Below are 20,019 nucleotides of genomic sequence, written 5' to 3' on the forward strand. Positions count from 1 at the left end.
ATTTTTTCTTATAAATTAAAAAAAATAAATATATTTAAACTAATATTATTAATGTTTTAATTTAAATAAAAGTAGTTGACTAATAAGTCAGTAATAAATTTTATTTTTTTAAATTACTTTAAATAAATCTCAAATAAAGTTTATATGTGAAAAAATGAATATACAATATATTTTTTCAAAGATAAAATTAAATAAAAAAACTATTGATTTGATTTTAATCAAATCAATAAAAACGCCTATAAGTTTTATTTTAATATATAATTTTTCATATATGAAAATAAATTAAATGATATTTAACATTAAAAAAACATTTTTTTAATTTTCATAAAGCAAAAATAGTTTACAAAAAATATTAACTAGATATAGTAAATTATTATTTTTTTAACAATAATATCTGTATACTAAAATTATATGAAAAATAAAATAGTATTTTACACAAAAATGTTAACACTATATAATAAGAGTTATTTTTAATATAAAAAAGGAGTAAGAAATGCGTTTTATAGATGTAACAAAATTAAAAGTTACTGCCGGCAAAGGCGGTGATGGTGTTGTTGCTTTTCGTCGTGAACTTTATGTAGCCAAAGGTGGTCCATCTGGTGGAGATGGAGGAAGAGGCGGTAATATTATCTTTATTGGTGATTCAGGTATGAATACTCTATTAGACTTACGTAAAAATAAAGAGATAACTGCTGAAGATGGTAAAAATGGTGCACCCAAAAATATGCATGGACGTAAAGGAACCAATACTTATGTAAAAGTTCCATTAGGTACTATTATTAGAGATAACAAAACTCAAAATATTCTTGGTGATATTATTAAAGATAAACAAGAAATAATAATTGCTGCCGGTGGTCTTGGTGGACAAGGAAATGCTCGTTTTGCTTCGGCAATAAATCGAGTACCTAAAATATGTGAAAAAGGAATGCCTGGACAACATTTTGAAATAATTTGTGAGTTGAAATTATTGGCCGATGCCGGATTAGTTGGGTTGCCTAACGCCGGTAAATCAACATTATTAGGAGCTATTTCTGCTTCAACTCCAACAGTTGCTGATTATCCTTTTAGTACTCTTAATCCACATTTAGGTGTTGTTAGAGTTGATAAAAATAATAATTTTGTTATGGCGGATTTGCCTGGATTAATAGCAGGAGCTAGTTTAGGAAAAGGACTAGGTTTACATTTTTTGCGTCATATTGAACGTTGTCAAGTTTTAGTACATATGATTGATATTAGTGATAAGACTCAAGATCATTTTTTAAATTATCAATTAATTATGAGTGAATTAGAAAGTTATAATAAAGATTTGACAAAAAAACCGCATTTAATTGTTGCAAATAAAATTGATTTACCAGATGCAGAAACTAATTTAAAGAAATTAAAAGAACAAATTAAATTACCAATAATTGCAATTTCTGCTATGAAACATATTAGTTTGGATATATTAATTAAAGATATTGCTAAAGCTGTTGGAAAAGAACAACTGCATCAAGTTAATAATAATGAAAATAATGAAGAACATATTCTTTATGAATATATTAATAAAGAAGAAGTTCCACAAGTTATTATTACTAAAATTGCAAATAATCAATGAACTATTTCTGGTAAAACTGTTGAAGTAATATATCAAAAAAATCCTTTAAATAATTATCATAATATTTTATTATTTAAAATTAAATTACAAGATTTAGGAATTTATGATGAATTAAGAAAGCAAGGAATAAAAAAAGGTGATCATGTTAAGATTTTTAATTATGATATGATTTGAGAAGAAGAATAAAAAAGGGCAAAGGAAAATAGGAAATGGAAATAGTAATTAGTTTATTGGCAGTTATTTTAATTATTAGTAGTATTGGTGGCTTAATAATTTATATGCAAATTAAAAAAAGTCAGAATGTTACTAGTGACCCAATTGCACAAGACTTTTTAAAAATGCAAGTAGAAACTTTAAAAGAACAATTAAATGATTTTAAAACATCATGAAATGGTTCGGATCGTGATAAAACCGAAAAATTAATTAATTTAATGAGTAATATTGATAATTTTCAAAAAAATTTAGATAAAAAAGAAGATGATTATAAACGCAATGCTGATGTCATTCAAAGACAAGTAGTAGATGTTATTAAAGATTTAGCAAAGTTACAAGAATCATCAACTGTTTTAGGAAAAATTAATGATAATATTCAAAGTTTACAAGAAGTTTTTATTAATACTAAAAAACGTGGTAATCTTGGTGAATTTGTTTTAGAAAAAATTTTGACTAATATGTTGGGTTCAAATCAAAAATTATGAGAACGACAATATAAAACAATTGATGGCAAAGTTGTTGATGCCTATGTAAAAACAGATTCTGAAAAAGAAGGAATTGCTATTGATTCAAAGTTTTCAATTGATAACTATCAAAGGTATTTAGTAAGTGAAGATATTAAAGTTAAAGAAAATTATTTAAAAGATTTTCGTAATGATATTCGTAAACGAATTGATGAAGTTGGAAAATATATTAATATTAAAAATAAGATTTCTAGCGCAGTAATGTTTATTCCTTCTGAAGAAATATTTGCTTTTATTTACGCACAATTTGCTGATGATATTATTGAATATGCTTTTAAGAAACGTGTTTGAATTACCTCTCCTACTACTTTATCTGCTGTTTTATTTACAGTTGATAAAAATCGTAAAGACATTGATTTTAATAAAAATTTAGAAAAAATGGCAAAAAAATTATGTTTATTCAAAGATGATTTTGATCGTTGGGTTGATAGATGAGAAAAAGTTAAGGCTGGTTTTGATACAACTAATAAAGCCATTGAAACTTTAGATAAAACCCATAATAAAATTGCTGGACATTATAACAATATTTTTGAAATGTCTGAAGAAATAAAAGAGAGTGAATAATTATGAATTTAGAACAATATTTAGATGAAATTATTAAATTTTTACAAAGTGAAGTAAAAAAAGCAAATGCCAAAGGTTTAATTGTTGGTTTAAGTGGTGGTGTTGACTCAGCAGTAGTAGCATTATTGATTAAAAAAGCTTTTCCTAATGATCATTTAGCATTAATTATGCCTTGTTTTTCACCAGATATTGATTTAGAATATGCAAATAATTTAGTTAATATTCATAAATTAAATGCCAAAGTAGTTAATTTAAATAATGTTTTTTTAAGTTTTAAAAAAACATTAGAAACTGAAATTAATATAGAAAAATCAAAATTAATTTTAGGCAATTTAAAAGCTAGATTAAGAATGAATACTCTTTATGCATATGCACAAAATCATAATTATTTAGTTGTAGGAACAGATAATAGTGATGAATGACACATTGGTTATTTTACTAAATATGGTGATGGTGGTGTTGATTTATTACCAATTATTCATTTGTTAAAAAAAGATGTTTTTGCTGCAGCAAAGATATTAAAAGTTAGTGAAGAGATCATTATTCGTAAGCCAACTGCTGGTTTATGAGATGGACAAACTGATGAAATGGAAATGCAATTTAAGTATGAACAATTAGATCAATATTTACTAGGAAATAAATCATTAATACCATCATCAGTAATTAATAAAATTGAATTTATGCATCAGAATAGTGCACACAAAAGAATACCTGTACCGCAAGCTCCGAAATGAACAAGAAAAAAATAAAGGAATGAGAATATGGCTGGACATTCACAATATGCAAATATTAAACATCGTAAAGATGCCCAAGATAACAAACGTGGTAAAATTTTTCAAAAATTATCAAGAGAAATTTATGTTGCTGTTAAATTAGGTGGTGCAAATGTTGAAAATAATCCGCGATTGAAATTAATGTTAGAAAAAGCACGACGTATAAATATGCCAAAGGATAATATTAATCGTGCTATTAATAAAGCTAGTAATAAAAATGAAACAACTAATTATGAAGCAGTCACTTATGAAGGATATGGACCAAGTAATATTGCCATAATTATTCATTGTTTAACTGATAATAAAAATCGAACTGCAAGTAATATTCGAAGTTATTTTAATAAATTGGGTGGTCATTTAGCTGCTACTAATTCTGTTCAATATTTATTTCAAACAACGGGGGTAATTCAATTTTCAAGTTTATTATCAGTTGAAGAAATTTTGGAGTTAATAATTGATTTTGAAATTTTTAATATTGAAAAAAAAGAAGATATCATTGATATTGAAGTTAATCCTAAACAGTTAAATGCTGTAACTAATTTATTAGAAAAAAATAATATTAATGATTTTATTACTAACGAAATTGTTAATATTCCCCATGAATTGATTACCATTACTGATCAACAACAAATTAAATTAATTGATATATTGTTAGAAACAATTGAAAATGATGATGATGTGCTTTCAATTGAACATAATTTTAAAAAATAAAAAAGTTTATTTTTCTTTTTCATCTAATTAATAGTAAGAATAGAAAAGGAGAAATAAGTCATGGATGAATATTTTTAGGTATTATTAAAGAATTTTATGAAAATAAAATTATTTTTGAATGTAATGATCATGGATATATTATTGAAGGTGTTAATTTACAAACATTACCATTAAATATTAAAGTGAAAATTTATGTTTATTTTCATCAAAAACCAACTTATGAATAATTTTTTGGGTTTGTATCAAAACCAATAAAAACCTTTTTTATTCACTTACTTAATATTAGTAATATTGGACCAAAAAATGCTTTAAGATTATTAAATCAACTATCACTTGATAGTATTAAGTTGGCTATAAGCAAACAAGATTATAAGATATTGCAACAGTGTAAAGGTATAACTCATAAAATTGCTAATAATATTATTAATTATTTTAGTAATCATATTAAAGTAGTAAGTAATTTAACAACTAGTCAAAATGAAAAATCAGATTTAGTATTTGATACATTATTAAAATTAGGTTTTAGTTCAATAGTAATTAATAATTTTTTATTAAGAAATATTAATTGAGATTTGGAAGTTGAAGAAATTATTGCATTAGCTATTAAGGAAATAAAATATGAGTATTAGTAGTTTTAATAATTTTGTTGGACAAAATAATGTTATTGAACGTATTCTAATTTTAATCAAAGGTAGTAAAATTCAAAATATTGCTTTAAGTCATATTTTATTGATTGGTCCTCCTGGTATTGGAAAAACAACTATTGCACGATTAATAGCAGAAGAATTGCAAGTAAATTTTCATAGTTTAGAAGGAACAAGCATTAATAAAACTAGCGATATTATTAGTATTTTAGCAAATATCAAACAATCTGATATAGTTTTTATTGATGAAATTCAGGGACTTTCCTAAAAACTGTGTTTTTTAAATAAATTTTAGTTGTAAAATCACTAAGTTACACAGATTGCTGGAAAGTCCCGAAATTCATGTTGTTAACTATGAAATATTAGAAGTATTATATTCTGCATTAGAAGGTAATTTTATTAATATTATGATTGGTAAAGATTATAATAATAAAATTGTTAAAATTAATTTACCCTCTTTTACATTTATTGGTGCTACTAATAAAGTAGGAATCTTAACTAAAGCGTTGATAAGTCGTATTCCTAATATTTTACAATTATCTGATTATAATTATCAGGATATTAAAAGTATTATTTCACAAGTTTCTTTAAGTTTAAATTGAAAATTAGAAAATAATATAATAAATATTATTGCTAATCATTGTCGTAATATTCCGCGACTCATTATTAACATCATTAAACAATTGTATAATTATTGTGTTGTTATGAATGTAGATTTAAATGAAACTAATATTTTGCAAATTTTATTTTTTTTGCAAATTTATCCTTTAGGTTTAAATAGTTTACAATTGGCATATTTATCATTGTTTAATAATGTAAATTTAGATAAAAGTTTGAGTATTGAAACTATTTGTCAACTTTTGAATGAAGAAAGAAAAAATCTTGAAATTCATTATGAACGTTGACTTATTCATTGTGGTTTAATTACTAAGACAACTAAGGGTCGTAAAATAACAATTATTGGTAAAGAGTATATTAATAATAATATAATTTTATTTAGAAAATAATTATTTTTGATATTACTGTAAAACAATTGTTATTTATAACGAATGTTGGTATTCTTATATAGTGCTTAAATAATATACAATCTATGTTTATACAAATAAAATGATTTAGGAGTGAAGAAATATGAACACTTCTTCTAGGACAAGAAAAACTAAAAATCTTGGATTTTTTTTAAGGATTTTTAGTTTAATAATTATTGTTTCTACAATAATAATTTCAGTAGTGTTTAGTGCTAAATATGTTGAAAATAATAGTAAATTTAGTATTGAGTTTGCTGGTGGTTATCAAACACAAGTTCAATATGAGGGTAAAGGTAAACAAAAAGATGTTATTAATTTATTAAAAGACAGAGTTGACCCTTTAGGTACTAGTAACGTTTATATTGAAAGCATTACTAGCAATAATAATAATAAGTATAATTTAGCGTTGAGTAAAGATGCGGGAGTTGATATTTCTACTTTTGTTCACAGTGTATCACGACGTGGTTATTCTTATATTGTTGATAAAGATGGTAATGACTTATTAGCAACCGAAAAGAAAGATGACAAAGCTACTACTTGAACAAAAAGAGATAAAAGATTATTAACTAGTGATGTTTTTTCTGATATTAAAGCTGTTAATAATTCTGTTACTCATCGCCCAGAACTTGTTTTTGATGTTAAAAATGATTCAGTTTTAAAACAACTTACTTCTGCCAAAGAAAATACATTTTATATTTATTCAGATATTGGTCAGTTATTAGATTATATTCGAAGTAGTATGGAGGGTATTCGCTCCCTTGCTTTTATAATTGATAATCTTAAAAATGATACTGATGGTAAGATTAAAGCATCATTAATATCATTATTAGATAATAATACACCAGGTCTTGGTAAAGGTACTGATATTTTAGCTAGAGCTAAAGCACAAGACCCTACTTTAGCACGACTATTAAATCCTAATCAAAATGGTCAATTTGGTATTAATTGAATTTATTTTGATAATTTAGGTTCAGTTCATAGTCTTTCTGTTGATACTAATGATGAAAAAAATACATATGATCCTGCTAATCGCTTTGATCCTTTTGCTTCTCCTATTGTTGGTTCACCTATGAATGCATGATTGCCTTATATTAAAGATTTATTACGTTTACCAGATGTTTCAGATATTTTACATGAAGATGTTATTGATTATCGTTATATTCCATATTGAGTTGGTGAAGTTAAAGTAACTAACAATAGTATTTCAATTAATTCAGATACTTTTAATCTTGAAACAGTTGAACAAATGAAAAGTGTTTTAACATCAGGATTGTCAAAAAATAATTTTACTATGTTATCTTATGCTAATGTTAGTCCAACGCTAGGTGCAACATCTTTAAAAATTGCAGTTGTTATTATTATATTAGTTACCTTTGTTCTTATGACTATTGTTCTGTTTTATTATCGTATGTTAGGAGTTATTGTTCTAATTATAATATCATTATTTTTATTATTTACTATTGTTAGTTTTGTTTTCATTAATGGCATAATTGCTCCCGAAAGCGTAATTGCTTTAATTATTGGTTTTGCACTATTATTAGATACAATTATTAATTTGTTGGAACGTTTTAAAAATGAATATATGCAAGGTAAAACTTTGATTAGTGCTTTTAAATCAGCAAATAAGAAAACATTATCTTCTTCATTAGATTGTAGCGCTATTATTTTAATTGTTAATTTAACTATTTTCTGATTTGGAACTCGTGCTATCAAAGGTTTTATTATTATGACTTCTATTGCTACTTTTGGTGTAATTATTTTTGGAATTATCTTATTAAGATTAATGTTATGAACATTATTACGAAATAACTGGTTAGAAAATAAACCTCAATTTTTAGGAACTAATAATATTAGTAGAAAAAGCACTATAGTTTTAAATAATTCAATAGATACAAATAATATTAAAAGTAGTGATAAAAAAATAAAAAAACAATTAATTTCAGAAAAATATCAGCTTCAAATTAGTTATAAAAATAAAGTTAAAGAATTAATTAAAAAATTTAAAGTTGATAAACAGCAATTAAAAAAAGAACATAGTAAATCAAGATCAGTTTATAAGTCAAAAGTAAAAGATTTAAAATTAAATCTTTCACAAGAAATTAATAAATTGAAACAAGAATTAATTAATGCATTAAAACCGTTAAAAATTCAAATAGTTAAAGCAAAATACAAAAAAATATTAGTTAATTTTAAAAATGTTTTTTCAAAACTTAAAATAAGTAACTGAAATTATTTTCATAAATTAACAAAATGAATTCTTTCAGGCTCTGCTGTTATTGTTCTTGCTTCAGGTATTACTTATGGTGTAATTGGTTCTAATTTTGGTTCTAATTTTGGTTCTAGTTTTGATCAACGAACTGATTTTGTTGGAATGGGTACAATTACTCAAGATCCAAGTGATCCTAGTTACAATATTATTAAAGAAGCAGAATTAGCAAAAGATTTTATTAGTAAAGAAAATCAAAATAATAGTCAATTTAGTAAATATTTTAAAAATATTAATTTTTCCTTAATTGCTGGTGGTGAAGGAAAACCATATCAGTTTAAAATTATTGTTCAAACAACAGTAAATTCTCAAAGTATGCAGCAAAGGTTTAAGAATTTTTTAGGGGAGATTACTAGAAATTGAAAACAAGAATCTATTTTACAATGAGGAGAAATTGATCTAGTTGTTGCTAAGTCAGGTGTAGATTTATTAGTTAATATGATTATTTCAATTGCTTTATCTTTTATTGTTATTTTAATTTATATTATTATTAGATTTCAATTAACTTATGTTATTCCTTTAATTTTAGCTATTATTTTTAGTTTACTAATGACACTTGCTATTATTAGTATTTTCCAAATTGTAATTTCTACTTCAATTGTTGGAATATTATTGGGAGTAATGATTTTAACAATAATTAGTATTATGTCAATTTTTGATAATATTCGTGAAATTAAGATTAATAATAATCAAACACAAGTTATTAGCACAGAAGAAATAATTGAAATTTCAAATAAAAGTGTTCAAAAGGCTTTACCAAGAACATTAGTTATTAATGGTGTAGTATTAATAACATCAGTAATTGTTATGTTTATTATTCCTAGTTTCTGAATAGTTAGTTTATCATTATTAATAGGTTGTATAGTAAGTTTAGTATCATCTTACTTTATTGCTCCTTTTATTTGAATTTATTTTGAGAAATGAAGAGTTTATAGATATAAAAAACGTATTAATAAAATTAAAAAACATTTCATTGGTGCAGATGAATATGTTATTAAAGGTATTAATGAATAGGTGGTTGCAATGACAAAAGAATCATTAAAAAAAATTATTATTAATATTCCTGATTTTCCAATTAAAGGTATCCAATTTAAAGATATTAACGCAATATTAAGTAATCCAGAAGCATTTCAAAGTGTTTTTAATATTTTTGTAGATTTTATTAAAAAATGTGGAGCAACAGCAATTTTAGCACCTGAAGCAAGAGGATTTATTTTTGGTGCTGATATAGCATATAAGTTGGGTATCAAATTAGTTCTTGCACGCAAAAAAGGTAAATTACCAGGTAAAACCTATAAAGTAACTTATGATTTAGAGTACGGTACTGCTATATTAGAAATGCAACAAAATGTACTTTCAACAAAAGATAAAGTAGTAATAATTGATGATTTTATTGCAACTTCGGGAACAATTAATGCTTGTCTTAATTTAATAAAACAAAGTAATGCTCAATCAGTTGGCATTGCTACTTTAATTTCGCTTTCTGAATTTGCTAATAAACATCATTTTGATAATATTCCGCTGTTAGAAATAATTCAGTTTTAATAAGTAGTAAATAATGAATAATTTAACTTGTAAAGATTTTAACCAATTATTAGCGGAAGCAAAAACATTTATCAAAGATCCTAAGCAAATTACAAAAATTAAAGTAGCTTATGAATATGCATTATTAAAACATAAAGATCAATATCGAAAGAATGGTGATCCTTATGTTTATCATGTTTTATCAACAGCATATAATTTAGTATTATGACATTTAGATGTCTCTTCAATACAAGCAGGATTTTTACATGATATTTTAGAAGATACACCAACAACTTTTGATGAGTTAGTAGCAGAATTTGGTTTGGAAGTTGCTAATTTAGTTTTAGCTGTAACTAAAGTTAGTCATTTTGCAAAAGAAAAAAGAAATGAAATTAAAGCTAATTATTTACGTAAATTATATTTAAGTTTAGCTCATGATATTCGTGTCATTATTATTAAAATGGCAGATCGTTTACATAATATTAGAACTATTAATTTTTTAAATCCCGAAAAACAAATAATTATTGCTAAAGAAACTTTAGAAGTTTATGCTTCTATTGCTCATCGTCTAGGTATGCGTAAATTACAATCAGAACTAGAAGATCGTTCTTTTGCAGTATTACATCCTAAAGAGTATAAAAAAATTGATAACCTTATTAATTTGGATCGTGAAAAACGTGAAAAATTAGTTAATGAAATTATTAAAGAATTAAGTAAAACATTATCACAACATAAAAATTTAATTTTTAAAATTTATGGTCGTAGTAAACACTTATATTCTATTTATCGTAAAATGTATTATTTTGGAAAAGATTTTGATGATATACATGATATTTTAGCAATTAGAGTTGTTACTAATTCTATTGATAGTTGTTATGCTATTTTGGGTTATATTCATCAAAGTTTTACTCCTGTTCCGGGTAGATTTAAAGATTATATTGCAACACCAAAAAATAATATGTATCAATCATTACATACATCTGTTGTTTTTGATAATGAAATTTATGAATTACAAATTAGAACTGAAGAAATGGAAGATTTTGCTGAAGCAGGTGCAGCTTCGCATTGAAGATATAAAGAAGGGGAAAAAAAAAATCCTAAGAAACGTCAAGCAGAAATTGATGAAAAATTAAATATTTTTCAAGAAATATTAAATTTAAATGACTTAAATCCAAATGTTGATGAAAACATATTAGCAGATAATATTGTCAAAGATAATAATTTAGAAAAAGAAATTCGACAAGATATTTTTAGTGATTTAATTTATGTATTAACTCCAAATGGTAATGTTATAACATTACCATTTGGTTCAACTGTTTTAGATTTTGCTTTTAAAGTTCATACTGAAATTGGTGAAACAACAGTAGGTGCAAGAATAAATGGTATTTACTCTCCTATTAATACTGTTTTAAAATCAGGTGATATTGTTGAAATTAAAACTGCTAAAACTGCACGTCCTTCTCGTGATTGATTAAATATTGTTAAGACCAATTTTGCTCAACATAAAATAAAAAAATATTTAAATAATCAGCAAGAAAAATTTAATCAAGAAAATAAAATTAAAGATACAGAAAACAAAGAGAAAATAAAAAAAACAAAGGAAAAAATAGAAGAATATATTATTGAAAATCACATTCGTTGAAAAATTGCAAAACGTAATGTTATTATGTCAAGAATTAGATCATTAAAATATAAAACGTATGAAGATTTTTGCTTAGATGTTGCTAATGGAACTTATACAATTGAACAGGCGGTTACTACTATTTTATATAGTGATTCAGCAACATTTCAAGAATTAAAAACTAAACAACAAACAACAATGAATTTAAGTAGTAATAATGAAATTATTATTGAAAATGCCCCCAATACTAAAACATCATTGGCTCATTGTTGCTTACCTATCCCTGATGAACCAATTGCGGGTTATATTACTAAAGGGCAAGGTATTAAAGTTCATCGTTTAATTTGTCCTAATGTTAGTTTGCCAGAGCGTAAAGAACGTATTATTGATACTAAGTGAAATTTATTAGCAACCAGTTATCATATTTATAATTCAAAAATTCAAATTCAATATTTAGATCGACCAGCATTGATGACTGATGTTTTAAATATTTTGGGCTATTTAAAGGCACAAATTCAAAGTATTGATGCTAATAATAAGCTTAAGGAAAATCATGGAAGTTTAAAAATTTTAATTAAAGTTTCTAATATTGAACGTTTACATCAAATTATTTCATCAATTAAAAAAATTCCTGATATTATTGCAATAAACAGAATAATTATGTAATATTTTAGTATAATATTTTCAGCATTTAAAAGTAAATTTAGGGTAAACATTAAGAGACAGTGTGGTTGGTGCAAACATTGGTTAACTAATTTTATTACATTAAATAGCTTGTATTATTAATTAATTAAATATGATAAATAATAATTAAGTGCATTTGCTTTGTAAATGAATTAGGATGGTACCGCGTTAAGAAACGTTCCTAAAATAAAGGAACGTTTTTTTAGAAGATTTATTTTTTATTAAAAGGAGTAAAAAAAGTATGCAATTTCAAAAAGCAAGAGGAACACGTGATATGTATAATGAAGAGGTTATTATATATCGTAATATTATTAAATCTTTAACACAGTGTGCAATTAAATATAATTATCAAGAATTTATTACTCCTATTTTTGAAAATGCTCAACTATTTTTACGAGCCGTGGGAGATACAACTGATATTATTCAGAAAGAAATTTATCAATTTAATGATAAAAATGATAGATTATTAGCTCTTCGTCCTGAAGGAACAGCGGGTATTGTTCGTGCTATAATTGAAAATAAATTATATAAATCTAAGCAAACGTTAAAGTATTTTTATTATGGTTCAATGTTTCGATATGAAAGACCTCAAAAAGGGCGTCAACGTCAATTTAATCAATTTGGTATCGAAACTGTTGGTGTTAAACATCCTTTAGTTGATGTTGAAGTAATGATGATGGCCCTAGAAATGATAAAAAGTTTTTCAATACCAAATTTAACTTTAAATATTAATTATTTTGGATCTAATGAAACAAAAAATAAATACCAAATAGCACTTAAAGAACAATTATTAAATCAAAGTAAGCAATTGTGTGAAAATTGTCAAATTAGAGTTAAAGTATCACCACTAAGAGTTCTTGATTGTAAAATTTGTACTAAATTAAATTTAGAAATACCATATTTAAATGATTTTTTAACTAATGAAGAAAAAACATATTTTACAACCATTATTAATAGTTTAAAAAATAATAAAGTTAATTTTATTATTGATGAGCATTTAGTTCGTGGTTTAGATTATTATAATGGTATTATTTTTGAAGTAACTACTATTGATTCACGAATTGGTGAAAGTCAAAATACTTTACTTGGTGGTGGTAGATATGATAATTTATTTAATGAATTGGGCTCACCATTAAAAATACCTGCTATTGGTTTTGCAATTGGTATTGAAAGATTAATGTTATTATTGATAGAAAATAAAAATATTAATAAACCACCAATTATTGATTTACAAATTATTGCTTTAAGCGAATTAGGATTAATAATAGCTTCCGATTTATTATTACAATTACGTAAAGAAAATTATCATATTGATATGGAATATAATTTATATCAAGATAAAAATAAGTCACAGATTATTGATCGTAGTTTAGCCAAAAATATACTATTTTTAAAAGAAAAAAATCAGGTTAGTTTTTATTCTTTTGTTAAAAAAGAAATGATAAAATTAATTTTTGATACTGAACAGCAATTGCTTAGTAAGGTTAAAAATCTATTATTAGAGGAGAATGAAGAATATGGAAAAACTCTTTAGAACTCATACATGTGGTAATTTAACGCAGGGTGATATTACAAAAGAAATTATTATTAGTGGTTGAGTTAAAGATATTCGTATTAATAAATTTGGTATTTTTATTGATTTACGTGATATGTATGGAACAACACAAGTCATTGTTAAACCAGATAACGGATATTATCAAGAAATAAAAAATGTTAAAGTTGAATCTGTTTTAAAAGTAATTGGAACAGTTGTCTTACGAAAAAATAAAGATGCAAAAACTGCTAATGATATGATTGAAGTAGTAGCAAAAGATATTGAAATATTAAGCAATTCTATTAATTTACCATTTGTTATTAAAAATGATAATACGCTTGCTAGTGAAGAATTACGTTTACAATATCGCTATTTAGATTTAAGAAGACCAGCAATGAATTATAATATTAAATTTAAACACCAAGTTCTTAGTTGCTTACGAACATTTTTGAATCAAAATAATTTTTTAGAAATTGATACTCCTTGCTTAACAAAATCAACACCAGAAGGTGCTCGTGATTTTTTAGTTCCTGCTCGTATTCAAAAAAAACATTTTTATGCTTTACCACAATCACCACAAATTTATAAGCAATTATTAATGATATCAGGTATTGACAAATATTATCAAATTGCTAAATGTTTTCGTGATGAAGATTTTCGTGCTGATAGACAACCCGAATTTCAACAATTAGACTTAGAAATGGCATTTTCTACTAGTAAAGAAATTAAATTAATAGTAGAAAATATGATAATAAGTCTTTTTAATACTTTAAAAATTGCTAATATTCCCTCAACATTTTCATCGATTACCTATGATCAAGCAATGGATTTATATGGTAGTGATAAACCTGATTTGCGTTGTACATGTAAGTTAATAAATATTAATATTAACAATAATAGTGATGGATTTATTTATAAGGGTTTTATAGTTAATGATAAAATGAATGAAACAACTATAAAAAAAATAACAGAAATTAGCAATCAGCATGGAGGAAAAACATTAATAATTTATGACTTAATTAAGAAAAAAATTATTCATAATAATTCTAAAGTAAAGTTTGATGATTTAGTTTTAGCAGAAGAAATATCAAAAATAAAATATAATAATATTTTTTTAATTTTCGTATATGAACAACAAGATGTTGCTAATAAAGTTATGGGTGCTATTAGAAGTTTTTATATTAATGATTTGTCAAAACGAATTAATCATAAAGATTTTATGAATAATATTGAAAACTTTGAATTTATTTGAATTATTGATTGACCAATGTTTGAACAGGAAGAAAATAAATGACAAGCTTGTCATCATCCTTTTACAAGTCCAAAAAATCCTGAAAAATTATTAGATATAAAAAAAAAAGATTTAGGAACTTTAACTGCAGATGCTTATGATTTGGTTTTAAATGGTTTTGAAATTGCTGGTGGGAGCATTAGAATTCATGATTATAAATTACAAAAAAAGATTTTTGAATTATTAGATTTAAGTAAAACAGAAATTGAAAATAAATTTGGTTTTTTCTTATCAGCTTTTAATTACGGAGTTCCTCCACATGGTGGTATTGCTTTTGGTATTGATCGTTTATTAATGATTTTAATTAAGAATGAATCAATTCGTGATACTATTGCTTTTCCTAAAAATAATCGTGGTATTTGTTTATTAACAAATAGTCCTAGTAAAATTTCATCTGATCAGTTATCAATATTAAATTTGGAATTTAAGAAGTAAAATTTTAATTTTAAAGTGATTAGAAGTTTAATAAAATTAGAAAATATAAATATTAAAAATCTCTAATGAAAAATAATTAAATTGTTTTTCATTAGAGATTAATTATGTAATTTAATTGAAATCAATTTTTCAATAATGTTAAATTAATAATTATTCATTTCAATTATATTTTTTTTGATATTTGTTAATATTCAAGTTCAATAAATGGTTCACTATCTTTGGTTTTTAGATGTCATATAGCTGGTAAATTTTTTTGAACTAAAGTAAAGACATTATTCGGTGGTAAGCATTTATAAAGTGAACCATCATTAGTTTTAGTTTTTCCATCTCCGTTTCATGTAGTAACATATAAAAAATTTGTATTTTTATTAAAAACTAATGATACTACTCCCCCTTTTATTCCAGACATTGGTTTAAAGTTTGTTTCTTCTGCTAAACATTTGTAAACTTGACCATTACTAGGAGATTGATATGAACCGGTTCAAACTCCTGCATAAATATTATCATCATTGTAAAAAGTTAAAGAAGAAACAGATTTATTTATACCATCCATTTTTTTAAAAGTATTTTGATTTTTTTGATATTTATAAACGTTACCTTTAAAACTACTTTCTCTAGTACCTATATAAACATTTTCATTTTTATCAATATCTATTGTTCATATTTCACCATATATTCCTAATATTGGTTTAAAGTTTGTTTCTCCTGCTAAACATTTATAAATAGCACCATGTCAAGAACTATTTCTAGTTCCAAGATAAAGATTACCTTTTGTATCAGTTGCTAAAGAACATATTTCACCAGGTATTATTAAATTTATTTTTGAAATTATAATTTTTTTATTATTATTTTTTATTTCTGCTTGTTGTTGATTTTCTATTAACTGTGTTTCTAATTCTGTAATTTTATTTGCAAGATTTGTAATTTTTCGGTAATGTTTAGTAATCTGTGTAACTTACAAAAATAACTATGTTTAATTAATTCTAGTAAATATAATTAAATGACTAGAAAGAGTGAGTTACAGATGGCTAAAAAGCAAAATATTAATAATAATGATCCAATATCAAAAGCAGTAGATTTATTATTAGAAAATACTGAAGATTTAACAACAGTTTTTAAAGAGGGAGGATTGTATAAAGAATTAACAAAAAGATTAGTAGAAAAAATGTTGAATTCTGAGATGCAAAATTATTTAGGATATGATAAGAATCAACATAGTAATAGTGACAATGCTCGTAATGGTATAAGTTCAAAAAAATTAATAACTCAACAAGGTAAAATTGAGATTGATGTACCACGAGATCGCAATAGTAATTTTAATCCTGTAATAGTTGCAAAAAGACAAAGAAGATTTGAAGGTTTTGATCAACAAGTTCTTTCTTTATATGCAAAAGGTATGACATTATCAGATATTAGAATGCAATTACAAGAGTTATATCATGGTGCTGATATTAGTGAAAGTGTTATTAGTCAAATTACTGATGATGTTATTGATGATGTAAAAGCATGGCAAAATCGACCATTAGAAAGTGTCTATCCGATTGTTTATTTTGATTGCATAATAGTGAAAGTACGACAAGATAAAAGGATTATTAATAAATCAGTTTATATAGCTTTAGGAGTTGATTTAGAAGGTAAAAAAGATGTTTTAGGTTTATGAATTAGTGAAAATGAAGGTGCTAAATTTTGATTAGCAAATTTAACAGAAATGAAAAATCGTGGCTTAAATGATATTATTATTGCCTGCAGTGATAATTTAACAGGCATGTCAGAAGCAATACAATCAGTTTATCTTAAAACAGAACATCAATTATGCATAGTTCATCAAATTAGAAATAGTTTGAAATATGTCTCATATAAGCATAGAAAATCTCTAGTTGCAGATTTAAAACCAATTTATACTGCATGTAGTGAAGAACAAGCAATGCAGGCTTTAGAATCCTTTGAAAATAAGTGAAATAAACAATATCCTCAAATTGCTAAATCTTGATATAAAAATTGAGATAATTTAATTGTTTTTATTAGTTATCCTGCAGAAATTAAAAGAGTGATTTATACAACAAATGCTATTGAATCTGTAAATAGTCAATGACGAAAAGTTATCAGAAATAAAAAAGTTTTTCCTAATGATATGGCAGTTTTTAAAATATTTTATTTAGCAATTGAAAATATAACAAAAAAATGAACAATGCCCATTCAAAATTGAAATACAGCAATTGCTCATTTTATGATAAAATTTGAAGATAGAATTAATCTAAACTAGTACTTTGTAAAACAAAGATACACAGATTACATAAAAGCCTCGAATTTGCTTCTTTTTTTATTGAAAAATCGGGACTTTCCAGCAATCTGTGTAACTTAGTGATTTTACAACTAAAATTTATTTAAAAAACACAGTTTTTAGGAAAGTCCCAATATTGGTTTGTTTTAATTAATTCACTATTTAATTTGGTAATTTCATTTTCATTTGTAGTAATTCGTTTTTGTTGTTTAGCAGAAAAATCACAAGTTGGTGCATGGGTAAAATCACCAATTTGTGGATTATTTTGTAATGCTTCGGGTGGTAATGTTCCAATTTCATCTGGTCAATCTAAAATCATTGTTTCAGTTTCTTTATCATAATCTGTTGCAACATAACCTTTATTAACAAAATTACTAACAGGACCTCTATATATTTCATTTTCATTATCATCAACTAAATCATCATATAATTTAATTTGTTTTGATAATGTAAATTCTTTTTGTTGTTCAATTAATTCATCAACTTGATTTCTAGTATAAAATGCTTTTAAGTCAATTTTTTCAATATCTATTTCATCATCATTATAACTTGAAAATATTTGTTTTAATTCTGTTAATCTTGCTCATATTTTCATTCTACTAGGTGCTAAATCTCAAACATTAATCGTAGGAGTACTACTTGCACTAAATTGACTACCATTATTAAATTGAATAGTAGCATCAACATTAAATTCAATTGGTGTACGATTAAATACTCAATGTTCAACCATTACATAAACCATATCTCTTAATGTTTCTTTAATTAATTCATCTTTAAAACTATCAAAAGGAAATTTAGATAAAATAAAATCAAGATAAGCATTAATATCATTTTGAGCACGAATAGCAAAAGTTTTAAATCAATCATTAACATTAGGTCATGTCTGTATATATTGCTGTCGGGTTTCTGTAATTTTTCCAGTTAATGGATATCAGTTATTATAATTTTCAAGACTGACATCAGTTCAAAGTTTATTAATCATAATTTATCATTCCTTAAAAAATGCTTTTTTATAATGCTTAGTTTTTGTTTTACTTTTTCTATGTGATATATGGATAATTTCTTTTTGTAACTTTTTCTTACCTTTTTTTACAACTTGACTATATGTAAATTTTTCTAAATGATGTAATAGTCCAGTGCCAAATAAAGTATTAACTGAAAATTTTAAACCAACACTTTTAAATGATTTATTAATATTTTCAATAGGATTATTAATAACATTTACTACTTTATGATAAGTTCTTATTATTCTAAATATTTCTCTATATACTTTAAAACTATCTCTAATTACTTGTTGTACCACTGGTGGAGCAAATGCTATTGCTTTTAATCATTTATTACGATTAATACCATAACCAATGTATCAACCACTATATCAACGATATCAATGAAATGGATGTATTTGAGTAACAAAAGTTTCTGCTTTAAGAATACTATCAACAACTGTAATTGGTTTATATTTAGGATTGCGATGATAAATAGTAATTGCACATTTATCTAATGACAAAGGTTGAATTTTACAACCCATAAATACTGGTGAATTTAATGGAATTAATTGTGCATGTTTAATTGCTCTTTTTTCTACACTAGTAAATAAATCTGTTACTTTTTCTTTTAATTTATTAATTTTTTCAAATACTTGTTTTTCTAACTTTTCAAATTTTTCTTGTAATTTATATATACTTTCTCGTAATTTTTCAAAATATGGAGTATCTTTTCAAAATTTATTTAAACCTTTTTTTAAATAAAATCTAATATCAAAATATTTAAAATTTTGATTTGCTTTTAAAACAAGTTGATGAATAACATTATTTTTAAAATTAAATTTAATAGAATTAGCACGAATTTTTTGTAAATCCAAAATTAAAGTTTTTCCATATCTATTTTCTGTGTGTATTGTATGAACTAAATTTAATCAATCATGTTGGTTCATAGATAATACTTTTTTTAAATCAGTATTATATTTTTTTAAAAAATTATTTGCTTTTTCAATATCTTTGATTTTAAATTTAGGAGTTAATTGTGGACTTAATTTTATTAATGTATTTTGTAATAATAAGTAATCTTTTAACTCTTGTGCTTCTAATTTTTGAAAATTATTCTTATATTGTCTTTCAGCAACATAACCTAAATCTCGTAATACTGTTTCACGATTAGGAGTAAAACTATAATTCATTAAATAACGTTTATTACCAATAATTTTATCTGTTAAAATTTCTTTTCCACTTACTTGACTAATAATTTCTTGTAAGTTTTTTGCTTCTTTAATTCCAACTTGTTCTAATGTTTTAGTTTCTTGTGCTAATTTAATAAATTTAGTTGTACGATAACCACG

Annotated in this window: 16 protein-coding genes; 13 read left to right on the forward strand and 3 right to left on the reverse strand. The window is 24.3% G+C overall.

Annotated elements, in window-relative coordinates; translation table 4 throughout:
* Window positions 1-493 precede the first annotated feature (493 nt).
* The 12 genes from obgE to aspS all read left to right on the forward strand — a co-directional run bounded on the left by obgE (window position 494) and on the right by aspS (window position 15,403).
* Window positions 494-1,780, forward strand: a complete 1,287-nt coding sequence (gene obgE, locus ACQH20_RS05120) for a GTPase ObgE (RefSeq protein ID WP_425376761.1) — start codon at window positions 494-496, stop codon at window positions 1,778-1,780.
* 23 nt (window positions 1,781-1,803) lie between these two features.
* Complete coding sequence (locus tag ACQH20_RS05125) at window positions 1,804-2,895, forward strand: DNA recombination protein RmuC (protein ID WP_425376762.1); 1,092 nt, start codon at window positions 1,804-1,806, stop codon at window positions 2,893-2,895.
* A gap of 2 nt (window positions 2,896-2,897) precedes the next feature.
* Window positions 2,898-3,644: an NAD(+) synthase gene (nadE, locus tag ACQH20_RS05130; protein WP_338957464.1), complete on the forward strand. Its 747-nt coding sequence runs from the start codon at window positions 2,898-2,900 to the stop codon at window positions 3,642-3,644.
* 12 nt (window positions 3,645-3,656) lie between these two features.
* Window positions 3,657-4,379 carry a YebC/PmpR family DNA-binding transcriptional regulator gene (locus ACQH20_RS05135; protein WP_338987551.1) on the forward strand — a complete coding sequence of 241 codons (723 nt, stop codon included), beginning with the start codon at window positions 3,657-3,659 and terminating at the stop codon, window positions 4,377-4,379.
* 272 nt (window positions 4,380-4,651) lie between these two features.
* Complete coding sequence (locus tag ACQH20_RS05140) at window positions 4,652-5,008, forward strand: helix-hairpin-helix domain-containing protein (protein WP_425377587.1); 357 nt, start codon at window positions 4,652-4,654, stop codon at window positions 5,006-5,008.
* Window positions 4,998-5,291 carry an AAA family ATPase gene (locus ACQH20_RS05145; RefSeq protein ID WP_425376763.1) on the forward strand — a complete coding sequence of 98 codons (294 nt, stop codon included), beginning with the start codon at window positions 4,998-5,000 and terminating at the stop codon, window positions 5,289-5,291. Before ACQH20_RS05140 ends, ACQH20_RS05145 begins: the two co-directional genes overlap by 11 nt.
* A 52-nt stretch (window positions 5,292-5,343) precedes the next feature.
* Window positions 5,344-6,030, forward strand: a complete 687-nt coding sequence (locus ACQH20_RS05150; RefSeq protein WP_425376764.1) for a Holliday junction DNA helicase RuvB C-terminal domain-containing protein — start codon at window positions 5,344-5,346, stop codon at window positions 6,028-6,030.
* Between the two features lie 121 nt (window positions 6,031-6,151).
* On the forward strand, window positions 6,152-9,328 hold the full coding sequence (gene secDF, locus ACQH20_RS05155) for a protein translocase subunit SecDF (protein ID WP_425376765.1): 3,177 nt from the start codon (window positions 6,152-6,154) through the stop codon (window positions 9,326-9,328).
* A gap of 9 nt (window positions 9,329-9,337) precedes the next feature.
* Window positions 9,338-9,859 carry an adenine phosphoribosyltransferase gene (locus ACQH20_RS05160; protein ID WP_425376766.1) on the forward strand — a complete coding sequence of 174 codons (522 nt, stop codon included), beginning with the start codon at window positions 9,338-9,340 and terminating at the stop codon, window positions 9,857-9,859.
* Window positions 9,860-9,872: 13 nt separating this feature from the next.
* Window positions 9,873-12,125 carry a RelA/SpoT family protein gene (locus tag ACQH20_RS05165; RefSeq protein WP_425376767.1) on the forward strand — a complete coding sequence of 751 codons (2,253 nt, stop codon included), beginning with the start codon at window positions 9,873-9,875 and terminating at the stop codon, window positions 12,123-12,125.
* Between the two features lie 259 nt (window positions 12,126-12,384).
* Window positions 12,385-13,677 carry a histidine--tRNA ligase gene (gene hisS / locus ACQH20_RS05170; RefSeq protein ID WP_425376768.1) on the forward strand — a complete coding sequence of 431 codons (1,293 nt, stop codon included), beginning with the start codon at window positions 12,385-12,387 and terminating at the stop codon, window positions 13,675-13,677.
* On the forward strand, window positions 13,661-15,403 hold the full coding sequence (gene aspS / locus ACQH20_RS05175; RefSeq protein ID WP_425376769.1) for an aspartate--tRNA ligase: 1,743 nt from the start codon (window positions 13,661-13,663) through the stop codon (window positions 15,401-15,403). Before hisS ends, aspS begins: the two co-directional genes overlap by 17 nt.
* Before the next feature lie 184 nt (window positions 15,404-15,587).
* On the opposite strand, the gene ACQH20_RS05180 is transcribed toward aspS, so the two are convergent.
* Window positions 15,588-15,956 carry a hypothetical protein gene (locus tag ACQH20_RS05180; RefSeq protein WP_425376770.1) on the reverse strand — a complete coding sequence of 123 codons (369 nt, stop codon included), beginning with the start codon at window positions 15,954-15,956 and terminating at the stop codon, window positions 15,588-15,590.
* A 471-nt stretch (window positions 15,957-16,427) separates the two neighbouring features.
* Here ACQH20_RS05180 and ACQH20_RS05185 point away from each other — a divergent pair, with 471 nt between their 5' ends.
* On the forward strand, window positions 16,428-17,666 hold the full coding sequence (locus tag ACQH20_RS05185) for an IS256 family transposase (protein ID WP_425377588.1): 1,239 nt from the start codon (window positions 16,428-16,430) through the stop codon (window positions 17,664-17,666).
* Between the two features lie 121 nt (window positions 17,667-17,787).
* Here ACQH20_RS05185 and ACQH20_RS05190 read toward each other — a convergent pair whose 3' ends face one another.
* Both ACQH20_RS05190 and ACQH20_RS05195 read right to left on the reverse strand, forming a co-directional pair.
* Window positions 17,788-18,666: a hypothetical protein gene (locus tag ACQH20_RS05190; RefSeq protein WP_425376771.1), complete on the reverse strand. Its 879-nt coding sequence runs from the start codon at window positions 18,664-18,666 to the stop codon at window positions 17,788-17,790.
* A gap of 3 nt (window positions 18,667-18,669) precedes the next feature.
* Complete coding sequence (locus tag ACQH20_RS05195) at window positions 18,670-19,860, reverse strand: hypothetical protein (protein ID WP_425376772.1); 1,191 nt, start codon at window positions 19,858-19,860, stop codon at window positions 18,670-18,672.
* Between the last annotated feature and the right edge of the window lie 159 nt (window positions 19,861-20,019).

Origin of the sequence: Spiroplasma endosymbiont of Aleiodes alternator, assembly GCF_964031135.1 — a bacterium.
Lineage (GTDB): Bacteria > Bacillota_I > Bacilli_A > Mycoplasmatales > VBWQ01 > Spiroplasma_E.